This is a genomic window from Roseivivax isoporae LMG 25204 (genome assembly GCF_000521865.1).
Classification (GTDB): domain Bacteria; phylum Pseudomonadota; class Alphaproteobacteria; order Rhodobacterales; family Rhodobacteraceae; genus Roseivivax; species Roseivivax isoporae.
Genome location: NZ_JAME01000003.1, coordinates 21,963 through 46,811 on the forward strand (window position 1 = coordinate 21,963; position 24,849 = coordinate 46,811).

Consider the following 24,849-nt stretch of genomic DNA (forward strand, 5'->3'; position numbering starts at 1 on the left):
CGCAGCCGGGCCGAAAGCCGTTGATGCACGCGGCCGGCGCGGCCTATGCTCGGCATCGCCCCGTTCCTAACCCCCGGGATATCCCATGCGTCTTGTCCGGCCGTGCCGCCCGATGGCCGTCCTCCTCGCCGTGCTGGCGCTCCTGCCGCTGGCCGCCGCCGCGCCGGCGCAGCCGGACGCGCCGCGCGACCTCTACGTCTTCGGCAACAGCCTCGTGCACCATCCCGACGAGCCGCGCGCCAACGTGCCGCACTGGCTGGCGCTCATGGCAGAGGCCGACGGGCGCGCGCTGCGCATCGACGGGCAATGGGGCTTCCTGCGCGACTTCGCCGCGGCCGACCCCGCGCCGGGCTGGGCCATCGAGGGCGTCGCGCGTCAGGACTCGGCCGATCCCGCGGACTTCACCGACATCGTGGTGACGCCCACCAACTTCATCCAGTACCAGCCCGCCGACCGCAGCTACGAGGGCGACGACCGGAGCCCGCTCGACGCCACGCTCGCGGTCCTCGACCGTGCCGCCGCCCGCGCGCCCGACGCGACCTTCCACATCTACGAGGGCTGGGCCGACATGGCGCAGTTCACCCGCGCCTTCCCGCCCTCGCGCCGCGCGCTGCGCCGCTACCACCGCTTCAACCTCGGCGACTACCACGACTGGTACGTGGACTACGTCGACGCGCTGCGCCGCGCGCGCCCCGCGCTCGACATCCGCCTGATCCCGGTGGCGCCCGCGCTCTCGGCGGTCATGACCCAAGACCCGCTCGACGACCTCGACGCGACCGACCTCTACCTCGACGACGCTCCCCACGGGACCGAGGCGACCTATCTGCTCGCCGCGGCCTCGGTCTACGCGGCGCTCTACGGCGCGGCCGCCCCCGCCGACCTCGAGTTGCCCGCGACGCTGCCCGATCCCCTGCGCGCGGCCTGGCCCGAGATCGCGGGCGCCATCGCCGCCACCGTGGCCGAGTGCGACCATGCCGCGGCCCCGGCGCCGACCCGGACCGCCGCCGCGACGGACCTGCCCGCGCGGCAGGACCACGACCTGCCGCCCGCCGGCGCCCTGCCCGAGGGTGCGCCCGCGCTCGGGCTCGGGCTGAACGGCATTTCCGACTGGTCGACGCAGCACCCCTTCGTCGACGTGATGAAGACCGCGCGCGACTGGGTCGGCCACCTGCCCGGGCAATGGGGCGGCATGGACGGCGACGCCTTGCGCGCCGCCGGGCACCTCTCCCCCGAAGGCTGGCCGCTGCGCATCCCCGACGGCGTCGAGCGGCTCGAGACCTTCGTGCTGACCGACCAGCCCGAGGCGGCCGACCACCTGCGCGGCGCCTACGTGCTGCGCTGGCAGGGCACCGGCCGGATCGAGCTTTCGGGCCGCGCGGGCCGCGTCCAGCGCCGCGGGCAGGAGATCCGGTTCCACTACGCGCCGGGCCCCGACCCGGTGGGCATCGTCCTCCTCGAGACCGATCCCGACGATCCCGTCCGCGACATCACGATCGTGCGCGAGGATTACCTGCGCCTGCACGAGGCCGGCGTGGTCTTCAATCCCGACTGGATCGAACGCGTCCGCCACGTGCGCGTGCTGCGCTTCATGGACTGGATGATGACGAACGGCTCGACCCTGACCGCGTGGGAGGACCGCCCCGAACCCGCCGACCGCACTTGGGCGGTGCGCGGCGCGCCGGTCGAGATCATGGTGGCGCTCGCCAACCAGGTCGGCGCCGATCCGTGGTTCACCCTGCCGCATGCCGCCGACGACGCCTTCGTCCGCGCCTTCGCGACGGCCGTGCGCGACACGCTCGACCCGCGGCTGCGCGCCCACGTGGAATATTCCAACGAGGTCTGGAACCGCATCTTCCCGCAGGCCGACTGGGCCGAGGACCAGGCCCGCGCCCGCTGGGGCGAGAGCGAGGCGGGCTGGATGCAGTTCTACGGCCTGCGCGCGGCGCAGGTCATGGACATCTGGACCGAGGTCTTCGGCCCCGAGGCCGAGGCGCGCCTCGTGCGCGTGGTCTCGACCCAGACCGGCTGGCCGGGGCTCGAGGCCCAGGTGCTGACCGCTCCGCTCGCCTATCTCGAACTCGGGCGCATGCCGCGGGACAGCTTCGACGCCTACGCGGTCACCGGCTATTTCGGCTACGAGGTCGCGGCCGAGGACATGGCCCCCCGCATCGACGCGTGGCTCGATGCGGCCGAGGCCGCAGCGCAGGACGCCGGCGCGGCAGAGGGCCTGAGCCGAGTCGCGCTGCGCGAATACGTGCGCGCGAACCGCTTCGCCCCGGCCTTCCCGGCGCTCGCCCGGGCGATCCGCGAAGGCTCGCTCGCCGCGCTGACCGACGAGCTCTTTCCCTACCATGCCGCCGTGGCCGCGGAGGCGGGCCTGCAGCTCGTCATGTACGAGGGCGGCAGCCACGCGGTCGCGCAGGGCGCGCGCGTCGCGGATGCCCGCCTGACCGAGTTTCTCAACGCCTTCAGCTACGCCCCCGAGATGGCCGCGCTCTACCAGGAGGCGCTCGCGGGCTGGACCGCGGCGGGCGGGCGGCTCTTCAACGCCTTCGTGGACGTGGCCGCGCCGTCGAAATGGGGCAGCTGGGGCGGGCTGCGCCATCTCGACGACGCCAACCCGCGCTGGGACGTGCTGATGGCCCACAACGCCTCCGCCCCGGTCGACTGGGACCCGCGCGAGCCGGAGGTCTTTGCCGACGGCCGCGTCGCCGCCGCCCCGGCCAGGGGCGGCGACCTCGTCGGCACGCCGGAGGAGGACATCCTGCTCGGCGGGCCGGGCGACGACGTGCTGGTTTCGGGCGGCGGCAGCGACGCGCTGCACGGCGGGGCCGGGCGCGACCGCGCCATCCTGCCGGGTCTCTCCACCGATTACAGCTTCGCCGAGGACGGCCCGCGCCTCGTCGCGACGCGCGGCACCGTCCGCGTGACCATGGTCGCGATCGAGGAGATGGGTTTTGCCGGCGATCCGGGCACCGTGGTGCCGACCAACTGACGCGGGCGGGTCAGGCGTCCGCGCCGGCCTCCGCCCGCACGCGGCCGATCTCGTCCACCAGCGTCTGCGCGCCGAGCCTGGCGTGGAAATGCTCCGCCACGTGGGCGCGGCCCGCCGCGCTCAGCTGCAGCGCGTAATCGGGCTTGCCGGCAAGGTCGCGGATCGCGCGGGCCAGCGCCCCGGGGTTGCGCGGCGGCACCAGGATGCCGGTATGCCCGTCGCGGATGAGCTCGCGCACCCCGCCCGCATCGGTGCCGATGGTGGGCACGCCCGCCGCCATCGCCTCCATGTAGGCGACGCCCAGCGGCTCGTGCCAGCTTGCCAGCACGAAGACGTCCGCCGCCATCAGCCGGGCGCGCACCTCGGCCGCGTCGATCGCGCCCAGAAGCTTCACGTGGTCGCGCAGGTGCAGCTGCTTCAGGTGCGCCTCGAGCATGCGCCGGTACCCGGTGCCGCCCTCGTCGTCCTCGCCCGCGATCTCGAGCCGCACGTCCACGCCCATGTCGAGAAGCTGGCGCACCGCCGACATCACGTCCTGGTGGCCCTTGACCACGTTGAGCCGCCCGCACGAGAACAGCCGCATGGGCCGGCCGTGCTGCACCGGCGCATAGGGGGTGTCGCGGGCAAAGGCGTCGGGATCGACGCCCATCGCCCGCACCACCACCCGGGGCGGCAGCGCCGCGCCCAGCTCCGCGCGCACCGCGGCCTCGAGCTGGCGCGTGATGACCGTGGCGAAGGCCGCGCCGCGCCACTTGAACCGCTGGCCCGGGCCATAGTCGGACAGCGGCCCGTGCAGCGTCAGCGAATAGCTCGGCCCCCCCATGCGCGCCGACAGCGCCGCGATCAGCGCCGCGCGGCCGCAGGAATGCACGTGCACGTGGTCGATCCCCTGCTTGCGGGCGAGCGTGCGCAACTGCCAGGCCGCCGACAGCGTCAGCGTCACGTCGCGGGCGAACCCCACGCCCTCGGTCAGCATCCAGAGGTTCAGCCCCCGCGGCACCAGTTCCGCCGTCGCGCGCAGCGCCGCGGTCATATCCATGCGGTCGAGGTAGACGGTTCGCGCCATCGCCGCCTCGGACCAGCGGTGCGCCACGATCCCGGCCGGCGGCCTGCGCGTCGACAGGCACTGCACCTCCACGCCCATATCTTCCAGCGCCGCGATCTCGCGCCAGAAGAAGACATGGGTCTGCCCCGGGAACTGGGGCACGAGGTATCCGATCCGCAAGGGTCGGGTCACGATTTCCGCCTGTCTGTCGTCGATGTCGGTCAGGGCAGCCGGTCCGGGAGCAGACCGGACCATCCTTTCGAACCTTTATTAGTTTTCATTCTTTGGCCACACTCGGCCTGCATGTGCCGGTCCGACACATGACGGAATTTTTGCAAGTGTGACTGGATTGGAACGATCGACGCCCGTCTGCCCGCCGGTGTCGCCGGCGGCGTCCGTCCCGGCCCTGAGCGTGATCGTGCCCGCCTCGAACGAGGCGGCGCTGATCGCCGAATGCCTGCGTGCGCTCGCGGCCTCCGACCCGGTTCCGGGCGGGGTCGAGGTCATCGTGGTGGCGAACGGCTGCCGCGACGACACCGCCGCGCGCGCCCGCGACCGGGCGCCGGACTTCGCCGCCCGCGGCTGGCGGCTCGTGGTGCGCGAACGTGCCGACGGCGGCAAGCTCGCGGCGCTGAACGACGGCGACGCCGCGGCCGCGGGTGCCGCCCGCGCCTATCTCGACGCCGACGTCCGGGTCAGCCCGCCGCTCCTGCCGGCCCTCGCCGCGGCCCTCGCCACCGACGCGCCGCGCTACGCCAGCGGCACCCTGCGCATCGCCCGCGCGCGCAGCTGGGCGAGCCGCGCCTATGCCCGCATCTGGGCGCGCGTGCCGTTCATGTCGACAGACGTGCCGGGCTGCGGGCTCTTCGCGGTCAACGCCGCCGGCCGCGCCCGCTGGGGCGCCTTCCCCGACATCGTGTCCGACGACACCTTCGTCCGGCTGAACTTCGCGCCCTCCGAACGCGTCGCCGTGCCCGCGCCCTACGACTGGCCCGTGGTCGAGGGGCTTCCCGCCCTCGTGCGCGTGCGCCGCCGGCAGGACCGCGGCGTGGCCGAGATCGCCGCGCGCTTCCCCGCGCTCGCCGCCAACGACAACAAGCCGCCGTTTCCGCTGGCCCGCAAGCTGCGCCTCGCGCTGTCGGACCCGCTCGGCTTCGCCGTCTATTCCGGCGTGGCGCTCGCCGTCCGCCTGTCCCCGCGCGGCCCCGACGGCTGGAGCCGCGGCCGATGATGGGCGCGGCGAGCTTCACCGCCCGCATCCGCGGCGCCTCGCTCGGCGCCCGCGTCATGCGCTCCTCGATGCTGACCATGGGCGGCTTCGGCACCGCGCAGCTCCTGCGGCTCCTCTCGAACCTCGTCCTGACGCGGCTGCTCTTTCCCGAGGCGTTCGGGATGATGGCGCTCGTCAGCGTCCTCATGCAGGGCCTCGCCATGTTCTCGGACGTGGGCGTGACGCCCGCGATCCTGCAGTCGCGCCGGGGCGACGACCGCGACTTCCTCGACACCGCCTGGACCATCCAGGTGATCCGGGGCGTCGCGCTCTCGGCCACCGCCGCCGCGCTCGCCTGGCCCATGGCGTGGGTCTACGGCGAGCCGCAGCTCGCCCACCTCCTGCCGGTCGCGGGCCTCACGCTGCTCATCGCGGGCTTCAACCCGACGACCCTCGACACCGCCGGGCGCCACCTGCTGCTCGGGCGCGTCACGGTGATCGAGGTCGCGACGCAGGTCGTGGGTCTCCTGGCCGCCATCGCGCTCGCCTGGGCCACCGGGTCGGTCTGGGCGCTCGTGGCGAGCGGCATCCTCAGCCAGCTCGTGCACCTCGTCCTCCTGCGCCGCTTCCTGCCCGGCACGCCCAACCGCTTCCGCTGGGAGGCGCCGGCGGCGCAGGAACTCATCCGCTTCGGCAAGTGGATCTTCCTCTCCACCGTCTGCGGCTTCGCCTTCCACCAGGGCGACAAGATCCTGATCGGCCGCTACCTGCCGCTCGACCTCTTCGGGATCTACAACATCGGCTACTTCCTCGCCTCGTTCCCGATGCTCCTCGGCGGCATGATCACCCGCAAGGTGCTGATCCCCGTCTACCGCGAAAGCCCGCCCACCGCCTCGCGCGCGAACTTCCTCAAGCTCCGCCGCATGCGCGCCGCGGTCACGACCTTCCTGCTGGCGCTGCTCGCGGGCGCGGGTCTGCTCGGGGTGTGGCTCGTGCACCTCCTCTACGATCCCCGCTACGAGAGCGCGGGCGCCGTGGTGGTCATCCTCGCGGTGGGGCAGATCCCGCAGATCGTCGCGCTGACCTACGACCAGGCGGCGCTCGCCGCGGGCGATTCACGGCGCTTCTTCGTCCTGCAGCTGGCGCGCGCGCTTCTGATGGTCGCGGGCCTTCTCGTCGGGCTCGAGACCCACGGGCTCATGGGCGCGCTCGTGGGGCAGGGGGCGGCCTACCTCGCCATGTACCCGGTCGTGCTCTGGCTCGCCCGGCGCATGGGCGCCTGGGACCCGATGCACGACCTCCTGGGCTTCGGCGCGGGTCTCCTGATTGCGCTTGCGGCGATTCATTTCAACTATAGCGACATTGTGGCCCTGGCCGCGACTTCGTGACACCGGCCGCGTTCCGGCGACGACAAAACTCGGATATCGTCGCGACCGTCGCCGGCCCGTCCGCAATGCGGCGCGGCGGGCGGGGAAAACCAGCGGCCGGGCAGAGGTTATCACAAATCTGCCCAATTTCGCCCACAGGACCCGTCTAGGCGGGACGAAGCGTTGAGTACCTGGTGCCATGACTGAACCGACCAGCCCGCCTGCGGGCCACGAGAACGACATCGCCATCGTCGGGATGGCCGCGCACCTTCCCGGCGCGGCCTCGATCGCGGCCTACTGGCGCAACCTGCGCGACGGCGTGTCGTCCATCCGCCGCCTGACCGAGGACGAGCTGATCGCGGCGGGCGAAAGCCCGGGCCTGATCCGCCACAAGAACTACGTGCCCTACGCCGCGCCGCTCGACGGGTTCGAGACCTTCGACGCGGACTTCTTCGGGTTCTCCCCAAAGGAGGCGGCGGTGATGGACCCCCAGCACCGCCAGTTCCTCGAGACCGTGTGGGAGGCGATGGAAACCGCCGGCCACGTGCCCGAACGCTTCGCCGGGCAGGTCGGCGTCTTCGCCGGCTGCGGCATGGGCAGCTACTTCTACTTCAACGTCTGCTCGAATCCCGACCTCGTCGACCAGACCGGGATGTTCCTGCTGCGCCATACCGGCAACGACAAGGACTTCATGACCACGCGGGCGAGCCACGTCTTCGACCTGCACGGCCCCTCGGTGAACCTGCAGACCGCGTGCTCCACCTCGCTCGTGGCCACGCACTATGCCTGCCAGTCGCTGCTGCTCGGCGAATGCGACATGGCGATCGCGGGCGGCGCGACCATCGAGCTGCCGGCGAACCGCGGCTACCTCTACCGCGAGAACGAGATCCTGTCGCCCGACGGCGCCTGCCACGCCTTCGATCACCGTGCCCGGGGCACCGTGTTCGGTTCGGGCGCGGGCGCGGTCGTGCTGCGCCAGCTCGCCGACGCGATCGCCGACGGCGACCATGTCTGGGCGGTGATCCGCGGCACCGCGGTCAACAACGACGGCGCGGCCAAGGCCGGCTACCTCGCGCCCTCGGTCGACGGGCAGGCCCGCGCCGTGGCCGAGGCGCTCGCGGTCGCGGGCGTCACCGCCGACACGGTGTCCTACGTGGAATGTCACGGCACCGGCACCTATCTCGGCGACCCGATCGAGGTCGCGGCGCTGACACAGGCCTTCCGGCAGACGAGCGATGCCGTGGGCCAGTGCCGCATCGGGTCGGTCAAGACGAATATCGGCCACCTCGACACCGCCGCGGGCGTGGCGAGCCTCATCAAGACCGCGCTCGCGCTGCACAACCGCCAGATCCCGCCCTCGCTGGGCTTCGAGGCGCCGAACCCCGCCATCGCCTTCGACGGATCTCCCTTCCGCGTGGCCGCGACCCTGACCGACTGGCAGCCCGCCGCGGGCGTGCGCCGGGCCGGCGTCAACTCGCTGGGCGTCGGCGGCACCAACGCGCATGCGGTGCTCGAGGAGGCGCCGCCGCGCGCGCCCTCCGGGGCGCCCGCCTTCCCGTTCCAGGTGCTCACGCTCTCCGGGCGGTCGAGGGCCGCGCTCGATGCCAACGCGCAGCGCCTCTCGGCGCACCTCGCCTGCCACGAGGACCAGCCGCTCGCGGACATCGCCTGGACCCTCAAGGAGGGCCGCCGCGGGTTCGAGAAGCGCCGCGTCCTGGTGGCCGAGAGCCATACCGATGCCATACGCCTGCTGGACGGAAACCAGCCCCGCCGGATGCACGACCACACCGCCCTCCAGGACCCCGACGTGGTGTTCCTGTTTCCTGGTGGCGGCGCGCAATATCCCGGCATGGCGCGCGATCTCTACGAGACCGAACCGGTCTTCGCCGACTGGATGGACCGCGGCCTCGACCACCTCGGAACGCTGACCGGCGAGGACCTTCGCGCGACGCTTTTCCCGAGCGAGGACAACCGCTTGGCGGCTGAGCAGCGGATGCGCCGACCGTCCGTGCAGCTGCCGCTCATCATGATCGTGGAATACGCGCTCGCCCGGCTCTGGCAGAGCTGGGGGGTCGAACCCGCCGCGCTCGCGGGCCATTCCATGGGCGAGAACACCGCCGCCTGCGTCGCGGGCGTCATGTCCTTCGAGGACTGCATCGGTCTCGTGCACCTGCGCGGCCGCCTCTTCGACACCGTGCCCGCCGGCGGCATGCTGTCGGTCGCGCTGCCGGCCGACAGGCTCCGTCCCTATCTCGGCCAGGACCTTGATCTTGGTGCGGAAAACGGCCCGGGCCTGTCGGTCGCGTCGGGCCCGTCCGAGGCGCTGGAGGCGCTCGAGGCGCGGCTCGCGGCGGACGGGATCGACTGCCAGCGCATCGCCATCGACATCGCCGCGCATGGCCGCATGCTCGACCCGATCCTTGAAGACTTCCGTAACCACTTGCGGACTATCACCCTCTCGCCGCCGCGGATTCCGCTCACCTCGAACCGCACCGGCACGTGGATGACCGACGCGCAGGCCACCTCGCCCGATTACTGGGTCGAGCATCTGCGCCACACGGTCCATTTCGCGGACTGCGTCGGCACGCTGGCGCGGGACAACCGCATCTATCTCGAGGTCGGGCCCGGAAAGGCCCTGTCGGCGCTCGCGCGCCAGCATGGCGACGTGCCCGCCAATGCCGTGCTGTCGAGCCTCCGCCACCCGGAGGAAGAGATCGCGGACGACCGCTACTTCCTTGAAATCATTGGCCGCCTCTGGGCGCTGGGGTTCGAGGCGGACTGGGCGCAGGTCTGGGGCGAGGGCCGCCGCAACCGCGTGGTGCTGCCTACCTATGCCTTTCAGCGGTCGCCCTACTTCATCGAGCCCGGCACGCAGGCGGCGCAGGCCGCGCCGGATTTCCTGCCGCGCCTCGACGACGTCGCCCGCTGGGGATGGGAGCCCCGCTGGCGTCCCCGCGCCGCCCCGGTCGAGGTCGACGTGCGCCACGACCTCGCCGCCGCCGAGCCGCAGACCTGGCTCCTGCTCGCCGATGACAGCGGCCTCGCCGCGGCTGCCGCCGCGCGCCTGCGCGCCGCCGGCCACCACGTGGTCGAGGTGCGTCCGGGCGACATGTTCGCGCGGCTCGCGGACGATGCCTACACCCTCGCCCCGGAACGTGGGCGCGAGGGATATGACCTTCTGATCCAGGACCTTCTGTCCCGGGGCGTGGTGCCCACCCGCATCGGCCACTTCTGGCCGGTGACCGAGGGCACGGACCATCGGCCGGGGTCGAGCTTCTTTCACAGGCTGCAGGAACAGGGCTTCTACGCGCTCCTCTTCCTCGCGCAGGCCATCGCCGACGAGACGCTGCCGCGCCCGATCCACGTCACCGTCTTCACCAACGGCGCCGCGCGCCTGCGCGACGAGGCGCTGCCCCATCCCGAGAAGGCGACGATCGCCGGCCCCGCTCGGGTGATCCCGCGCGAGCTGCCGGGCGTCACCGTGTCGACCTGCGACCTCGTTCTGCCCCGGCGCACGACGGGCCTTTTCGCCCGCCGCGACGACCGCGCCCGCGCGCCGCTCGACGAGGCGGTGCTCGAGGAACTGATGTCGGAACCGGGCGACCGCATCGTCGCACTGCGCGGCGGCCGCCGCCACGAATGCACCATGGTGCCCCGCCCGTTGCGCGAGGCGCCGCTGCCCGAGGCGCGGACGATCCTGATCACCGGCGGCTTCGGGGGGATCGGTCTCACGCTTGCCCGCGCCTTCGCCGCCAGGGGCGCGAACCTCGTGCTCGTGGCCCGCGGTGCGCTCCCAGACCGCGCCGATTGGGACCTCTATCTGCGCCGCCATGCGCCGCAGGACCGCGTCGCGCGGCGCATCCGCGCGGTGCAGGCGCTCGAGGCGACGGGCGCCGCTGTCCTCTGCGTCGCCGCCGACGTCTGCAACGCGGACGAGATGCGTGCGGCCGTGGCCGAGGCCGAGGCCCGTTTCGGCCCGGTCGAGGCGGTCATCCACGGGGCGGGCCTCATTGCCGACGCGCCGCTCCTCGCCAAGACGTCCGCCAGCGTCGAGGACGTCTTCACCCCCAAGATCCACGGGACCCACGTGCTCGACCGGCTGTTCCCGGACGGAACGCTCAGGTGGATGGCGCTCTTCGCCTCGTCCTCGACGGTGACCGCGCCGGTGGGACAGGTCGATTACGTCGCCGCCAACGAATATCTCAACGCCTTCGCCCGGGCGCGGGCCGGCGGGACCACGCGCGTCGTCGCGATCAACTGGGGCATCTGGAGCGAGGTCGGCATGGCGGCCGAGGCCGTGGCGGCCCGCACCGGCGACGTGCCGGACTTGCCGGTGACGGAGGCCGCGCCGCCGATGCTCGACACCGCGAGCTTCGATGCACGGGGCCGGCGCGTCTTTGCCGCGCGCTATTCGGCGTCCGACTGGTTCATCGACGAGCACCGGACCGCCGCGGGCGATGCGCTCCTGCCCGGCACCGGCTACCTGACGCTCGCCGCGCACGCCTTGCTCGCTCAGGGCGAGGGCGACAGTTTCGAGCTGCGCGACCTGACCTTCCTGCGCCCGCTGTCGGTGCCCGAGGGCGGAGCCCGCGACGTGCGCGTGCGCCTGACCCGCGACGAGGCCGGCTACGGCTTCGAGGTGCTCGCGGATGCGCGCGCCGGGGGGCGGTCGGGCTTCGCGCTCTGCGCGCAGGGAGCGCTCCGCCTCGCGCCGCTCGCGCCGCCGCGCAGGCTGGACCTCGCGGCGATCCGCGACCGGTGCGGCGCCCCGCAGGCCGCCTCGGACGGGCGCAAGCTGCGCACGGGGCAGGAGGTGCACCTGCGGTTCGGGCCCCGCTGGCGCGTGCTCGACACCCGCGCGCTCGGACGGGACGAGGGCCTGGCCGAGCTGTCCCTGCCGCTCGAGGCGCAGGGCGATGCGGGTTTCATGCTGCACCCGGCGCTCCTCGACATCGCCACCGGCTGGGCGATGGACCTGATCGCGGGCTACCGGCCGAGCCATCTCTGGGTGCCCGTGTCCTATGCACGCGTCCGCGTGCACGCGCCTCTCGGCGCGCGCGTGGTCAGCTGGGTCCGGAATGCCGCCGAGAACCGCGCCGACGGCGAGGCGGCGGTGTTCGACGTCACGCTTGCCGACCCCTCCGGCACCGTGCTGGTCGAGGTCGAGGGCTTCACCATCCGCCGCCTCTCCGGCCCGGCGACGCTCGCGCAGGCGCCGCGCCTCTCCGCCGCCGAGGTCGAGACCGACGCCCCGGCGCACGCCGCGCCCCTGTCGCCCGCCGAGGAGCGGCTCGCGCACAACCTCTCGCAAGGCATCCGGCCGGCGGAGGGCGTCGACGCCTTCGCCCGCGCCATGGCGGCGGGTCCCGCCGACCTCGTCGTGTCGTCCATGGACCTGCCCGCGCTCGTTGCGCAGGCGGGTGCCGTGTCGGCCGCCCCGGGCGAGGGCCAGCGGTTCGACCGACCCGATCTCGACGGCGACTACGTCGCGCCCGAGACCGATATCGAGCGCACGCTTGCGGGCTTCTGGCAGGACCTCCTCGGCGTCTCGCGCGCAGGTGTCGAGGACAGCTTCTTCGACCTCGGCGGCCACAGCCTGATCGCGGTGCGGCTCTTCGCCATGGTGCGCAAGGCCTACCGGGTGGAGTTCCCCATCTCCGTCCTCTTCGAGGCGCCGACCATCCGCAAATGCGCGGCGCTCATCGCCGAGCGCACCGGGGCGGTGGATGCCTCGGGCGCGCCCGCCCCCGCCCGGACCCGGCCCGAGCGGCGCTTCAAGCACCTCGTCGCCATGCACGACGGCGAGGGCGGGCCGAGGGCGCCGTTCTTCCTCGTCGCCGGCATGTTCGGCAACGTCCTGAACCTGCGCCACCTCGCCCATCTCCTCGGGACCGACCGCCCGTTCTACGGGCTGCAGGCCAGGGGGCTCTACGGTGACGAGGCGCCGCACGCGACGCTGCCCGAGGCGGCCGCCGACTACGTGGCCGAGATGAAGCAGGTCCAGCCGGACGGCCCCTACTTCGTCGGCGGCTTCTCGGGCGGCGGGATCACGGCGTTCGAGATCGCCCGCCAGCTCGAGGCGATGGGCGACAGCGTCGCGCTGGTGGTTCTGCTCGACACGCCGCTGCCGCAGCGTGCGCCGCTCCTCTGGCAGGACCGCGCCATGATCCAGCTGCACGAGCTGCGCCGCAAGGGCGTGGGCTACCCCTTCGTCTGGGCCGCAAACCGCGTCCGGTGGGAGATCGCGCGCCGGCGCGGCACCGCGCGGACCGACGCCGCCGCAGCCTTCCACAATGCCGAGATCGAGGCGGCCTTCCTCGGCGCGGTGGCGGCCTACCGCGTCGCGCCGTGGGGCGGGCGGCTCGTCCTCTTCCGGCCGCCGCAGCAGGCGCAGTGGCGTGTCGCGGGCGGCCGCACGGTGGACAGCCAGCGCGCCTACCTCCTGCCGGACAACGGCTGGGGCGCCTTCGTTCCGGGTGTAGAGGTGCACGAGGTGCCGGGCGACCACGATTCCATGGTGCTCGAACCGAACGTGCGGGTGCTGGCGCAGAAGATGCGCGCCGTCCTCGCGCGGGCCGAGGCTGCGGCGGGTGACCGCGGCACCGTCGTCGATTTCCGACCGATCCAGGCCGCCGAATGAGCACCCCGCGCCTCCTGACCGTCATCCTGAACTGGCGCACGCCCGAGATGACGCTGCGCGCCGCCGAGGCCGCGGCGTGCGCCCTCGATGGTCTCGACGGCGAGATCGTGATCGTCGACAACTGCTCGGGCGACGGGTCGGAGGAGAAGCTGCGCGCGGGCGTCGCCGAGGCGCGCTGGGCGCGCGACCTGCCGGTCCGGGTAATCCAGAGCGGGCGCAACGGCGGCTTCGGCGCGGGCAACAATGCCGGCATCCGCGCGGGCCGCAGCGACGGTGTGCGGCCCGACTACGTCTACATCCTGAACTCGGACGCCTTTCCGGATCCCTCGGCCATCGCCGTGCTGCTGCACCACCTCGAATCCCACCCCTGGGTCGGCATCGCGGGAAGCTTCATCTACGGCGAGGACGGCATTCCGCACGCCACGGCGTTCCGGTTTCCGTCCATCGCCTCGGAATTCGAGGGCGCGGCACGGATCGGGCTGGTGTCGAAGCTCATGCCCGACGCGCGTGTGTCGCTCGGCGTGCCGAACGCCACCCGGAAGGTCGACTGGCTGGCCGGTGCCTCGATGCTCATGCGGATGGACATCCTCGACCGGAGCGGGCTCTTCGACGAGGCGTTCTTTCTCTACTTCGAGGAAACCGAACTCTGCCGACGCGTGGCCGCGCTCGGCGCCGAGGTGCACTACGTCCTCGAGAGCCGCGTGATGCACCTTGGCTCCGTGTCGACGGGGATGAGGACCTGGGTGCGCGTCCCGGAATACTGGTACGACAGCCGCTGGCACTACTTCACCAAGACCCGCGGGCGCGCCTATGCCGCCTGCGCCACGCTCGCCCACCTCGCGGGCGGCGTGCTCTGCCGGCTGAAGCTCGGACTGCTGCGGCGGCCGCGGGTGGATCCCCGGCGCTTCCTGCGCACGCTCGCCGCACATGACGCGCGCGCGCTCCTGTCCCGGGCGCACCGGCCCGGCTCACACCCATCGCGGCGCCCGCTCGGCGCGCCGAACGCCGAGGACCGCAGATGACCGCCTTTACCGCCGTGCTGATGGGCAACGACACGCTGACGCTCGAATGCGGCAGGAAGCTCCTCGCGCGCGGTCACCGCATCGCCTGCGTCGTGACGCGGTCCGGGCCGGTCGTGGACTGGGCGCGCGGGCACGGGCTGGCCGTGGAGTCGCCGGGCGCCGGGCTCGAGACGCGGCTGCCGCCCTTCGAATGGCTGCTGAGCGTGGCGAACCTCGACCTCGTCCCGGACGACGTGCTGGTGCTGGCGGGCAAGGGCGCGGTCAACTTCCACGACGGCCCGCTGCCGCGGCATGCGGGGCTGAACGCGCCGGTCTGGGCCATCGCCGCGGGCGACACCCGGCACGGCATCACCTGGCACCGCATCGCCGGCGGCGTCGACGAGGGGGACATCCTCGTCGCGCGGGCGGTGGACATCGGCCCCGCCGACACCGCGCTCACGCTCAACATGAAATGTTTCGAGGCCGCGCTCGAAAGCTTCGACGCGCTTGTGGCGGAACTCGAGCGCGGCGCGCCCGACGCGATGCCGCAGGACCTGTCGCGGCGCAGCTACCACGCGCGCGCCGACCGGCCGGCGGGGCAGGGCGTGCTCGATCCCGCCGAGGATGCTGCGGCGCTCGAACGGCTGTGCCGGGCGCTCGACCATGGCGGCTACTGGAACCCGCTCTGCGTGCCGAAGCTGCGGGCGGGCGATGCGGTCCTCGCCGTCACGGAGGCGCGCCTCGCCCACGGGGCCGGGGCGCCCGGCACGATCCTACGCCACGAGGATGGCCGCGCCGTCATCGCCTGCGGCTCGGGCGCGCTGGCGGCGCGTGTCGCCACGCTCGAGGGCGTGGCCTGCGATGCGCGCGAGGCGCTGCCGGCCGGGTCCGTGATCGGTCGCCCGCACGCGGCCGAGGCCGATGTCGCGCGGCATGACGGCTTCTGGCGCGCAAGGCTCGCCGCGGCGCGCCCCGCGCTGCTGCCCGGGGCGGCATCTGGCGCGGGCGCCGTCGAGACGCTCGAGGCGGCCGGCATCGATCCCGACGCGCTGGCCGCGCTGGCGTTGCGGCTGTCCGAAGCGTCCGAGGTCACGATGGCCTGGCGGCACGGGGACATCGCGGACCTCGCCGCGGGAGGCCTCGTCGCGCCCTGGGTGCCGCTGACGGTGGCGGCCGCGCCGACCCGCGCCGCCCTTGCCGCGGACCTTGCCGACGCGGCGTCGCGCCTGCGTGGCCGGTCGGGCTTTGCCCGCGACCTCCTCATGCGCGACACGGACCTGCCGCGGGCGGTGCCGGATCTCGCGCTGTCCGAGGCTGCCGGTCCCGTTCCCGGCGCTGCGCTGACGCTCGAGACGCGCGAAGCGGGCACGATCCTGCACGTGGACACCGCCCGCATCGGTCCCGATCTTGCCCGGCTCCTGCGCGACCGCATGCGTGCCCTCTCGGACGCCGCGCCCGACGCCGCGCTCGCGGACCTGCCGCCGATGCCCGAGGCCGAGCATGCTCTGGTCGTCGATCGCTGGAACGACACCGCGGCCGAGGTCGCGCCCGCCACGATCCACGAACTGTTCGAGGCGCAGGTGCGGCGCACCCCCGGCGCCCCGGCGCTCGTCTTCGAGGACCATGGTCTCAGCTATGCCGAGCTCGACGCTCGGGCCACGCGGGCGGCGCATGTCCTGCGGGAGATGGGGGTCGGTCCGGGCGTGGTGGTGGGCCTCGCCTGCGCGCGCTCGCACGACCTCGTGACCGGGGCCTACGCGATCCTGAAGGCGGGCGGCGCCTACCTGCCGCTCGATCCGGCCTATCCGGCCGAGCGGCTCGCGCATTACATCGCCGACAGCGGCACGCGGGTGATCGTCACGCAATCGGCCCTCGCCGGGGCGCTGCCGGAGACGGAGGCGGCGCTTCTCAGGATGGATGCCGACCCGCGCCTCGCATCGGCGCCGGACACGCCGCTCGGCCCCACCTCGGGGCCGGAGGACCTCGCCTACCTGATCTACACGTCCGGATCGACCGGCACGCCCAAGGGGGTGATGGTCGAGCACGGCACCGTCGCGAACTTCTACGCCGGCATGGACGCGCATGTGCCCGACCCGGGCGGCACGTGGCTTGCCGTCACCTCGCTCAGCTTCGACATCTCGGTGCTTGAGATCTTCTACGCCACGGCGCGCGGCTACAAGGTCGTGCTGACCTCGGACGCGGACCGCGGCATGATCTCGAGGGGTCCGCTCGGTGCGGGCGGGGCGATGGACTTCTCGCTCTATTACTGGGGCAACGACGACGGCGTCGGCCCGGACAAGTACCGCACTCTGCTCGAGGGGGCAAAATTCGCCGATGCCAACGGCTTCTGCGCGGTCTGGACGCCCGAGCGGCATTTCCATGCCTTCGGGGGCCCCTATCCGAACCCGTCGGTGACCGGCGCGGCGGTGGCCGCGCTGACCAGCCGGATCGGAGTGCGTGCGGGGTCCTGCGTCGCGCCGCTGCACCATCCCGCCCGCATCGCCGAGGAATGGGCCGTCATCGACAACCTCACCGACGGGCGCGCGGGCCTCGCCATCGCGTCGGGCTGGCAGCCCGACGATTTCGTCCTGCGCCCCGAGAACACGCCCCCCGACAACAAGCGCGCCATGATCGACGCCATCGGCACGTTGCGCCGCCTCTGGCGCGGCGAGGCGGTGGCGTTCCCCCGCAAGGACGGCTCCATGCACGAGGTCGTCACCCAGCCGCGCCCCGTCTCGCGCGACCTGCCGGTCTGGGTCACCACCGCCGGCAATCCCGAGACCTGGGCCGAGGCCGGACGGCTCGGGGCGAACGTCCTGACCCACCTTCTCGGCCAGTCGATGCAGGAGGTGGGCGACAAGATCGCGATCTACCACGCCGCGCTGCGCGAGGCGGGACACGATCCCGAACGCTTCACCGTGACGCTGATGCTGCACACCTTCATCGCGGCGACGCGGGAGGAGGCGCGCGAGATCGCGCGGGAGCCGATGAAGGATTACCTGCGTTCGGCCGCGGGGCTCATCAAGCAGTACGCCTGGGCCTTCCCGGCCTTCAAGCGGCCGCAGGGCGTCGAGACCCCGATGCAGCTCGACCTCGGATCGCTGTCCGAGGACGAGCTCGAAGGCATCCTCGACTTCGCCTTCGAGCGGTACTTCACCGAGTCCGGGCTGTTCGGCACCGTCGAGGATGCTCTGGCGCGCGTCGAGGCGGTGCGCGCGCTGGGCGTGGGCGAGATCGCGTGCCTCATCGATTACGGTATCGCGCCCGACGCCGTGCTCGAGGGGCTGAGGCCGCTGGCGGACGTGGTGGCGCGCGCCAATGCCGGGGCGGAGCCCGCGCCCGACGACTTCTCCATCGCCGCGCAGATCGTGCGCCACGACGTCACGCACCTGCAGTGCACGCCGTCGATGGCGCGCATGATCGCCCTGAATGACGAGGCGCGCTTTGCGCTCGGGCGCGTGCGGCACCTCTTCCTCGGCGGCGAGCCGCTGCCCGGCGCGCTGGCCGCCGAGCTGTCCGGCATCACCGACGCGCGCATCGTCAACATGTACGGACCGACCGAGACGACGATCTGGTCGTCGGTCGAGCCGGTCGCGCCGACGGCGGGCATCGTGAACATCGGCCGACCCATCGCGAACACGCAGCTCTACGTCCTCGACGCGGAACGTGCCCCCGTGCCGGTGGGCGTGCCGGGCGAGCTGTGGATCGGCGGGCGGGGCGTCGCGCGGGGCTACTGGAACCGCGAGGAGCTGACCGCCGAACGCTTCGTGCCGAACCCGTTCCACGGCGGCCGCATGTACCGCACCGGCGACCTCGTGCGCCGGCGCGCGGACGGGCGCATCGATTTCGTCGGGCGCGCGGATTTCCAGGTCAAGATCCGCGGCCACCGGATCGAGCTCGGCGAGATCGAGGCGACGCTCGAGGCGGTGCCCGGGATCACGCAGGGCGTGGTCGCCGCGCGCGAGGACCGGCCGGGTGACGTGCGGCTCGTGGGCTACTACACCGGCGCGCCGCAGGGCGAGGCGCGGCTGCGCGCGAGCCTTTCGGAGCGGCTGCCCGCGATCATGGTGCCACAGCGCTTCGTGCATCTCGACGCCTTCCCGCTGACCCCCAACCGCAAGGTCGACAGGGCCGCGCTGCCCCCGCCGCAGGCGGCCGAGCCTCCGCGGCGCACCGCCGCGCCCGACGCCCCGCAAGCCGCAATCCGCGCCGCAGGCCGGCCCGCGCCCGAGATGCAGGCGCGCATCGCGGCGATCTGGGCGCGCATCCTCGGGGTCGCGTCCCCCGCGGGGCGCGACAGCTTCTTCGATCTCGGGGGGCATTCGCTGCTGGCGGTGCAGGCGCACCGCGCGATCCGCGACGAGATGGGCGTGGCGCAGCTGTCGATCACCGACATCTTCCGCTTTCCGGTGCTGGCCGACCTCGCCGCGCGCGTGGCGGAGCTGTCGGGCTCCGCCGCGGACGCGCCGGCGGCGCCCGAGGCCTCTGGATCCGCGAACAACCGTGCGCGGGCGCGCACGGACGCCATGGCACGCCGGCAGGCCATGCGGGCGCGCCGCAGCGCGTGACAATCCGCCCCGGCGCGCGGCTTTGACAGGTCGCCGGGGCGGTGCAATACTTCCGCCTCCCAGCCATGCGATGCGCTGGCACCCGACGGGTGGGCCGCGCGGAGGAGATCGATCATGTGCCAGGTCTTCGCGGGACAGGATCCCGCCCGCTACGCCTCGACCACGCGGCGCCTCAGGCTCAACGGCCAGAGCACGAGCATCCGGCTCGAGAACGCGTTCTGGGATACCCTCGACGAGATCGCGGCGTTCGACGGCGTGTCGACGCCCTGCTTCCTGTCCAAGCTGCACAGCGAGGTGCTGGACCTGCGCGGCGAACCCGAGAACTTCACCTCGCTCCTGCGCACGACCTGCCTGATCTACCTCTCGCGGCAGGGGGCCCCGGACGCGCCCATGATCGCGGCGCAGTGACCGCGGCGCGCTCTACGACCAAAGGCGTAGACCTGTAGTATCGGTCTACTACCCCGGGCCCGGGCCCGCGCGCGATCCTTCCGTCGTTCAACCGCGACGGAGGCGACATGGCGAAGGCCATCCACAGCATGATTCGCGTGCTCGACGAGGCACGATCGGTAGCGTTCTATGAAAAGGCGTTCGGGCTCGAGATCGCGGACAGGCTCGATTTCGACGACTTCACGCTGATCTACATGTCGAATTCCGAGCAGGAATTCGAGCTCGAACTGACCGTGAACAAGGGTCGGACCGAGCCCTACGATCTCGGCGACGGCTACGGCCACCTCGCGGTGTCGGTGGCCGATCTCGACGCCGAACATGCCCGTTTCGAGGCCGAGGGCCTCAACCCGCGCAAGCTGGTCGAATTCGCGCCGGGCGGCACGCTCGTCGGGCGCTTCTTCTTCGTCGCCGATCCGGACGGCTACCAGATCGAGGTGCTCGAACGGTCCGGCCGCTTCAAGTGATCCGGACCGCGGGCCGTCGGGGAGGGCGGCCCGCGGTCTTCATAAGGGAGGAAATGGGAATGCAAGAGACATTGTCGCTGCGGACGCTGACGCGCCGCCAGCTTCTGTCGCGCGGCGTCGCGGCGGGGGCGGGCTTCGTCGTCGGCGCCACCTTCGTGGCGGGGCGCGACGCCGCCTGGGCCACCGAGATGAACGCGCTGAAGCCCGACACGATGGCGACGCTGATCCAGATGGCGCGGGACATCTACCCCCACGACAAGGTCGGCGACCAGTACTACGCCGCCGCGGTCAAGGGCTACGACGTGCCGGACGAGGTGGATTTCGCCGAGGACGGCATCGAGATGCTGAACGCGAAGGCGGGCGAGATGGGCTTTGGCCAATACCTCGACGCCGGGTGGGAGGCCGAGCGCGTCGGGATTCTGCGCGCGATCGAGGACACGCCGTTCTTCCAGCGCATCCGCGGCGGTCTCGTGACCGGCCTCTACAACCAGAAGGCGGTATGGCCAATCTTCGGGTACGAGGGCGAGTCCTATTCGCAGGGCGGCTACATCATGCGCGGCTTCGACGACATCTCGTGGATCTGAGGGGGGAGACGCACTCATGGCTGCACCATTCGACAGGAACGACGACAGCGTCGTCGTCATCATTGGCACCGGCGCGGGCGGCGGCGTCCTTGCCAACGAGCTTGCCCAGAAGGGCGTGAGCGTCGTCGCGCTCGAGGCCGGCGGGCGCTATCTGCCCGAGGACTACATCAACGACGAGTGGGAAAGCTTCGGGCAGCTCGCCTGGCTCGACCCGCGCACCACGTCGGGCGACTGGAGGGTCGCCAAGGACTTCTCCGGCCTGCCGGCGTGGATCGTCAAGGCGGTGGGCGGCACCACGACCCACTGGGCCGGCGCCTCTATCCGCTTCCAGCCGCACGAGTGGAAGGCGCTCAGCACCTACGGCGCGGTCGAGGGCGCGAACCTTCTCGACTGGCCGATCGATGCCGACGAGATGGCGCCGTGGTACGACCTCGCCGAGAAGAAGCTCGGCGTGACGCTCACCAACAACCTGCCGGGGCTTCCGGGCAACAACAACTACAAGGTGTTCGAGGCCGGCGCCAAGAAGCTCGGCTACACCGAGGTCCATACCGGCCGGATGGCGATCAACGCGGTCGACAACGACGATCGGATGGCCTGCCAGCAGACCGGCTTCTGCTTCCAGGGCTGCAAGTGGGGCGCCAAGTGGTCGGCCGCCTACACCGACATCCCGCGCGGCGAGGCGACCGGCAACCTCGAGGTGCGCGAGCGTGCGCACGTGGCCCGCATCCTGCACGACGACAGCGGCAGGGTCACGGGCGTCGAGTACTTCGACGCGGACGGCGCCCTGCAGATGCAGCGGGCCAAGGTGGTCTGCGTCGCCGGCAACTCGTTCGAGAGCCCGCGGCTGCTCTTGAACTCGGCCTCGTCGATGTTCCCGGACGGGCTCGCCAACAGCTCGGGGCAGGTGGGACGCAACTACATGCGCCACACCACCGGGTCGGTCTACGCGACCTTCGAGAAGCCGGTGCGCATGTGGCGCGGCACCACGATGGCCGGCATCGTCCAGGACGAGGCGCGGCACGATCCCTCGCGCGGGTTCGTCGGCGGCTACGAGCTCGAGACGCTGAGCCTCGGCCTGCCGTTCATGGCGGCGTTCCTCGACCCGGGCGCCTGGGGGCGCGAGTTCACCACCGCGCTCGATTCCTACGAGAACATGGCCGGCATGTGGATCGTGGGCGAGGACATGCCGCAGGAGTCGAACCGCGTCACCCTGTCGGACACCGAGGACCAGTTCGGGCTCAAGGTCGTGAACGTGAACTTCTCGGACCACGCCAACGACATCGCGATGCGCAACCACGCCTACAAGCAGGGCGCGGCCATCTACGATGCCATGGGCGCCACGCGCACCATGCCGACGCCGCCCTATCCCTCGACGCACAACCTCGGCACCAACCGGATGTCCGAGCGGCCGGAGGACGGCGTCGTCGACCGCAATGGACGGGCGCACGACGTGCCGAACCTCTTCGTCTCGGACGGCTCGCAGTTCACGACCGGCGCGGCGGAGAACCCGACGCTGACCATCGTGGCGCTCGCGATCCGGCAGGCGGACCACATCGCGGGCGAGCTGAGCCGCGGCAACCTCTGACCCTCGGCCCCTCGGGTCGGGCGGGGCGTCCCTTCGGGGGCGCCCCGTTTTCGTTTTGCCCCGAGGGATTGCGTCTGTCGCCCCGAGCGCTACCCCTCGGGGAAGGCAACGACCAGGAGGCGCGCCATGGACCCGATCTTTGCCGTCGGCGACATCCACGGACACCTGTCCGAACTGGACCGGGTCCTGCGCCTCATCGACACCGACCCCGAGGCCGGCGCGCCGGTGGTCTTTCTCGGCGACTACATCGACCGGGGGCCCGACAGCCGCGGCGTTCTCGACCGGCTGATCGAGGGGCAGCGCGACGGGGCGCCCTGGATCACGCTTGCCGGCAACCACGACCGGTTCCTGCGCGATTTCCTCGACCCCGACGCGCCCGACGACGGGCGCATGCGCAACTGGCTGTCCACGAATCTCGGAGGGGTGCAGACGCTGGCCTCCTACGGGGTGACGGCCGACCGACGCATGCCGCTCGGCGCGCTGCGGGAGGAGGCACGCACGCAGGTGCCGGACGCGCATGTGGAATTCCTGCGCACCCTCCGGCTGATGCACGTCACCGGGCCGCAGGTATTCGCGCATGCGGGCATCCGTCCCGGACGGAGCCTCGACCAGCAGGTGGAGCGCGACCTGCTCTGGATCCGCGAGGGCTTTCTCGAGGACCGGCGCGACCACGGCCGGCTCGTGGTGCACGGCCACACGGCGGTCGAGGGGCCTGCCCATTTCGGCAACCGGCTGAACCTCGACGGCGGCACCGGATTCGGCCGCCCGCTCTGTGCCGCACTGATCCTGGGGCGCGATGCCCACCTTCTGACCGAGGCGGGGCGCCTGCGTCTTGGCCCGCTCTGAGCGACACTTTTTTGTAGACGTGTCGTTTCACGGCCATAGGCTGAAAAGATTAACAGAAAAAAACAGGGATGGGGGTCAGAGATGCCGGACAGGATCGTTGTCGGCTTTGACGGAAGCCCGGCGGCGCGGCGCGCGCTCGACTTCGCGGTCAAGCTCGCGCAGTCGCAGGGCGCGAGCATCGTGCTCGCCTACGTGCTGGAATGGTCGCCTTACAGCTTCCTTTCGAACGAGGAACTCGCGGAACGCCACAAGCGCCGCAAGGAAGAGGTCAGCCGCGCGCAGACCGCCGTCCTCGACCCCGTGCTCGAGAAGCTGGCCGGCAGCGGCGTGAGCATCGAGGCGCAGATCCGCTACGGACACTCGGCCGAGATGCTGGTGACCATCGCCCGCGACACCGGGGCGACGCAGATGGTCGTGGGACGGGACGGCAATGGCGGCCTTGCCGCGCGCATGTTCGGCTCCACGGCCGGCACGCTCGTCCAGATCGCCACGTTGCCCTGCACCATCGTTCCCTGATGCACGCGCCCGAAAAGGAGAAACGCATGATCTTCCGCATCTTCGCGGCGCTGACCGCCCTCGTCCTGTCGTCCGCCCCGGCGCTTGCGCAGGAGGCCGGCCTCGATGCCACCATCAACCAGATCTTCGCCGACTACACGGGCTGGTACGTCGCGCTGATCTTCGCCGACCTTCCCGGCACCAACTTCTCGTGGATCGCGCTCTGGCTCGTCGTGGCGGCGCTGATCTTTACCTTCTATTTCGGCTTCATCCAGCTCAAGGGCTTCGTCCACTCGATCCGGCTGGTGAGGGGCGACTATTCCGACCCGAACGACGCGGGCGAGGTCAGCCATTTCCAGGCGCTCGCCACGGCCCTCTCGGGCACGGTCGGGCTCGGCAACATCGCGGGCGTCGCGGTGGCCGTCAGCATCGGCGGTCCCGGCGCCACGTTCTGGATGATCATCGCCGGCCTCTTCGGCATGGCGACCAAGTTCACCGAATGCACGCTCGGCGTGAAGTACCGCAACGAGTATCCCGACGGCACCGTCTCGGGCGGCCCCATGTACTACATGACCAAGGGCTTCCGCGAGCGGGGGCTGCCGGGCGGTGGGGCCTTCGCGATCCTCTTCTGCATCTTCACCATCCTCGGCGCGCTGGGCGGCGGCAACATGTTCCAGGCCAACCAGGCGCATGCCCAGCTCGCGGGCGTCCTAGGGGACTACCCGGGATGGATCACGGGCGTCCTGCTCGCGGGGGTCGTGTTCGCGGTGATCGTCGGCGGCCTGCGGTCGATCGCGCGGGTGACCGAGAAGGTCGTGCCGTTCATGGGCATCTTCTACGTGATCGTGTCCATCATCATCCTGATCGTGAACTACGACGAGATCCTCTGGGCGTTCGGCCGCATCCTCGAGGGCGCGTTCACCGGTCTCGGCGTGCTCGGCGGGTTCACCGGCGCGCTGATCCAGGGGTTCCGGCGTGCGGCGTTCTCGAACGAGGCGGGCATCGGGTCGGCCGCCATCGCGCACTCGGCGGTGCGGACGAAGGAGCCCGTGACCGAAGGCTACGTCGCGCTGCTCGAACCCTTCATCGACACGGTGGTGATCTGCACCATGACCGCGCTCGTGATCGTCATCACCGGCGTCCTGAACGTCGATCCCGAAACCGGGCTCTACGTCTGGAACGCCGAGCTCGGCCGCATCGCGACCGAGGGCGACGTGACCGGGGTCGAACTGACATCCGCCGCCTACGCGCAGGTCCTGCCGTGGTTTCCGGTACTGCTCGCGATCGCCGTGGTGCTCTTCGCGTTCTCGACCATGCTGTCGTGGTCCTATTACGGGCTGAAGGCGTGGACCTACATCTTCGGCGAGGGGAAGGTGAAGGAGGTGATCTTCAAGGTGATCTTCTGCTTCTTCATCATCATCGGCTCGGCGGCGAGCCTCGGGCCGGTCATCGACTTCTCGGACGCGATGCTGTTCTCGATGGCGGTGGTCAACGTGATCGCGCTCTACCTGCTCATGCCCATCGTGCGCGGCGAGCTCGACAGCTACGTGCGCCGGCTGCGGTCGGGCGAGATCAAGAAGTACGTCTAAGTTAAACCGGGAC

General features: G+C 71.7%; 14 protein-coding genes. 13 read left to right on the top strand and 1 reads right to left on the bottom strand.

Features of this window, described 5'->3' with window-relative positions; all coding sequences use genetic code 11:
- The first annotated feature begins 112 nt into the window (after positions 1-112).
- Complete coding sequence (locus RISW2_RS02300; protein ID WP_043766073.1) at positions 113-2,995, top strand: type I secretion protein; 2,883 nt, start codon at positions 113-115, stop codon at positions 2,993-2,995.
- A 10-nt stretch (positions 2,996-3,005) separates the two neighbouring features.
- On the opposite strand, the gene epsE is transcribed toward RISW2_RS02300, so the two are convergent.
- A complete protein-coding gene (gene epsE / locus RISW2_RS02305) occupies positions 3,006-4,232 on the bottom strand; it encodes an exopolysaccharide biosynthesis GT4 family glycosyltransferase EpsE (RefSeq protein WP_244437493.1) in 1,227 nt (408 codons plus the stop codon).
- A gap of 157 nt (positions 4,233-4,389) precedes the next feature.
- Between epsE and RISW2_RS02310 the strand changes: the two genes are divergently transcribed.
- The 12 genes from RISW2_RS02310 (at position 4,390) to RISW2_RS02365 (ending at position 24,836) form a co-directional block, all read left to right on the top strand.
- Positions 4,390-5,271, top strand: a complete 882-nt coding sequence (locus RISW2_RS02310) for a glycosyltransferase family 2 protein (protein ID WP_244437494.1) — start codon at positions 4,390-4,392, stop codon at positions 5,269-5,271.
- The gene (locus RISW2_RS02315) at positions 5,268-6,638 is read left to right on the top strand and encodes an oligosaccharide flippase family protein (protein WP_043766076.1); all 1,371 of its coding nucleotides are present in this window, start codon (positions 5,268-5,270) and stop codon (positions 6,636-6,638) included. The genes RISW2_RS02310 and RISW2_RS02315 overlap by 4 nt, the downstream gene beginning before the upstream one ends.
- A 178-nt stretch (positions 6,639-6,816) precedes the next feature.
- Positions 6,817-13,257 (top strand): type I polyketide synthase, encoded by a 6,441-nt coding sequence (locus RISW2_RS02320; RefSeq protein WP_043766078.1) that lies wholly within the window; start codon positions 6,817-6,819, stop codon positions 13,255-13,257.
- Positions 13,254-14,279 (top strand): glycosyltransferase, encoded by a 1,026-nt coding sequence (locus RISW2_RS02325; RefSeq protein ID WP_043766081.1) that lies wholly within the window; start codon positions 13,254-13,256, stop codon positions 14,277-14,279. The genes RISW2_RS02320 and RISW2_RS02325 overlap by 4 nt, the downstream gene beginning before the upstream one ends.
- On the top strand, positions 14,276-18,826 hold the full coding sequence (locus RISW2_RS02330) for a MupA/Atu3671 family FMN-dependent luciferase-like monooxygenase (RefSeq protein WP_043766083.1): 4,551 nt from the start codon (positions 14,276-14,278) through the stop codon (positions 18,824-18,826). Before RISW2_RS02325 ends, RISW2_RS02330 begins: the two co-directional genes overlap by 4 nt.
- A gap of 114 nt (positions 18,827-18,940) precedes the next feature.
- On the top strand, positions 18,941-19,234 hold the full coding sequence (locus RISW2_RS02335; protein WP_043766086.1) for a ribbon-helix-helix domain-containing protein: 294 nt from the start codon (positions 18,941-18,943) through the stop codon (positions 19,232-19,234).
- Between the two features lie 107 nt (positions 19,235-19,341).
- A complete protein-coding gene (locus RISW2_RS02340) occupies positions 19,342-19,737 on the top strand; it encodes a VOC family protein (protein WP_043766089.1) in 396 nt (131 codons plus the stop codon).
- 59 nt (positions 19,738-19,796) lie between these two features.
- Positions 19,797-20,321: a twin-arginine translocation pathway signal gene (locus tag RISW2_RS02345; RefSeq protein WP_043766092.1), complete on the top strand. Its 525-nt coding sequence runs from the start codon at positions 19,797-19,799 to the stop codon at positions 20,319-20,321.
- A 16-nt stretch (positions 20,322-20,337) separates the two neighbouring features.
- The gene (locus RISW2_RS02350; RefSeq protein WP_043766094.1) at positions 20,338-21,906 is read left to right on the top strand and encodes a GMC family oxidoreductase; all 1,569 of its coding nucleotides are present in this window, start codon (positions 20,338-20,340) and stop codon (positions 21,904-21,906) included.
- A 126-nt stretch (positions 21,907-22,032) separates the two neighbouring features.
- A complete protein-coding gene (locus tag RISW2_RS02355; RefSeq protein ID WP_043766097.1) occupies positions 22,033-22,752 on the top strand; it encodes a metallophosphoesterase family protein in 720 nt (239 codons plus the stop codon).
- Between the two features lie 81 nt (positions 22,753-22,833).
- The gene (locus RISW2_RS02360; protein ID WP_043766100.1) at positions 22,834-23,268 is read left to right on the top strand and encodes a universal stress protein; all 435 of its coding nucleotides are present in this window, start codon (positions 22,834-22,836) and stop codon (positions 23,266-23,268) included.
- Positions 23,269-23,294: 26 nt separating this feature from the next.
- Positions 23,295-24,836 carry an alanine/glycine:cation symporter family protein gene (locus RISW2_RS02365; protein ID WP_051491754.1) on the top strand — a complete coding sequence of 514 codons (1,542 nt, stop codon included), beginning with the start codon at positions 23,295-23,297 and terminating at the stop codon, positions 24,834-24,836.
- Positions 24,837-24,849 lie beyond the last annotated feature (13 nt).

Coding starts and splice junctions, on each gene's coding strand:
- RISW2_RS02335 (WP_043766086.1), top strand. CDS start 18,941: ATGTGCCAGGTCTTCGCGGGACAGGATCCCGCCCGCTACGCCTCGACC.
- RISW2_RS02355 (WP_043766097.1), top strand. CDS start 22,033: ATGGACCCGATCTTTGCCGTCGGCGACATCCACGGACACCTGTCCGAA.
- RISW2_RS02325 (WP_043766081.1), top strand. CDS start 13,254: ATGAGCACCCCGCGCCTCCTGACCGTCATCCTGAACTGGCGCACGCCC.
- RISW2_RS02340 (WP_043766089.1), top strand. CDS start 19,342: ATGGCGAAGGCCATCCACAGCATGATTCGCGTGCTCGACGAGGCACGA.
- RISW2_RS02300 (WP_043766073.1), top strand. CDS start 113: ATGGCCGTCCTCCTCGCCGTGCTGGCGCTCCTGCCGCTGGCCGCCGCC.
- RISW2_RS02365 (WP_051491754.1), top strand. CDS start 23,295: ATGATCTTCCGCATCTTCGCGGCGCTGACCGCCCTCGTCCTGTCGTCC.
- RISW2_RS02350 (WP_043766094.1), top strand. CDS start 20,338: ATGGCTGCACCATTCGACAGGAACGACGACAGCGTCGTCGTCATCATT.
- RISW2_RS02330 (WP_043766083.1), top strand. CDS start 14,276: ATGACCGCCTTTACCGCCGTGCTGATGGGCAACGACACGCTGACGCTC.
- RISW2_RS02345 (WP_043766092.1), top strand. CDS start 19,797: ATGCAAGAGACATTGTCGCTGCGGACGCTGACGCGCCGCCAGCTTCTG.
- RISW2_RS02320 (WP_043766078.1), top strand. CDS start 6,817: ATGACTGAACCGACCAGCCCGCCTGCGGGCCACGAGAACGACATCGCC.
- RISW2_RS02360 (WP_043766100.1), top strand. CDS start 22,834: ATGCCGGACAGGATCGTTGTCGGCTTTGACGGAAGCCCGGCGGCGCGG.
- RISW2_RS02315 (WP_043766076.1), top strand. CDS start 5,268: ATGATGGGCGCGGCGAGCTTCACCGCCCGCATCCGCGGCGCCTCGCTC.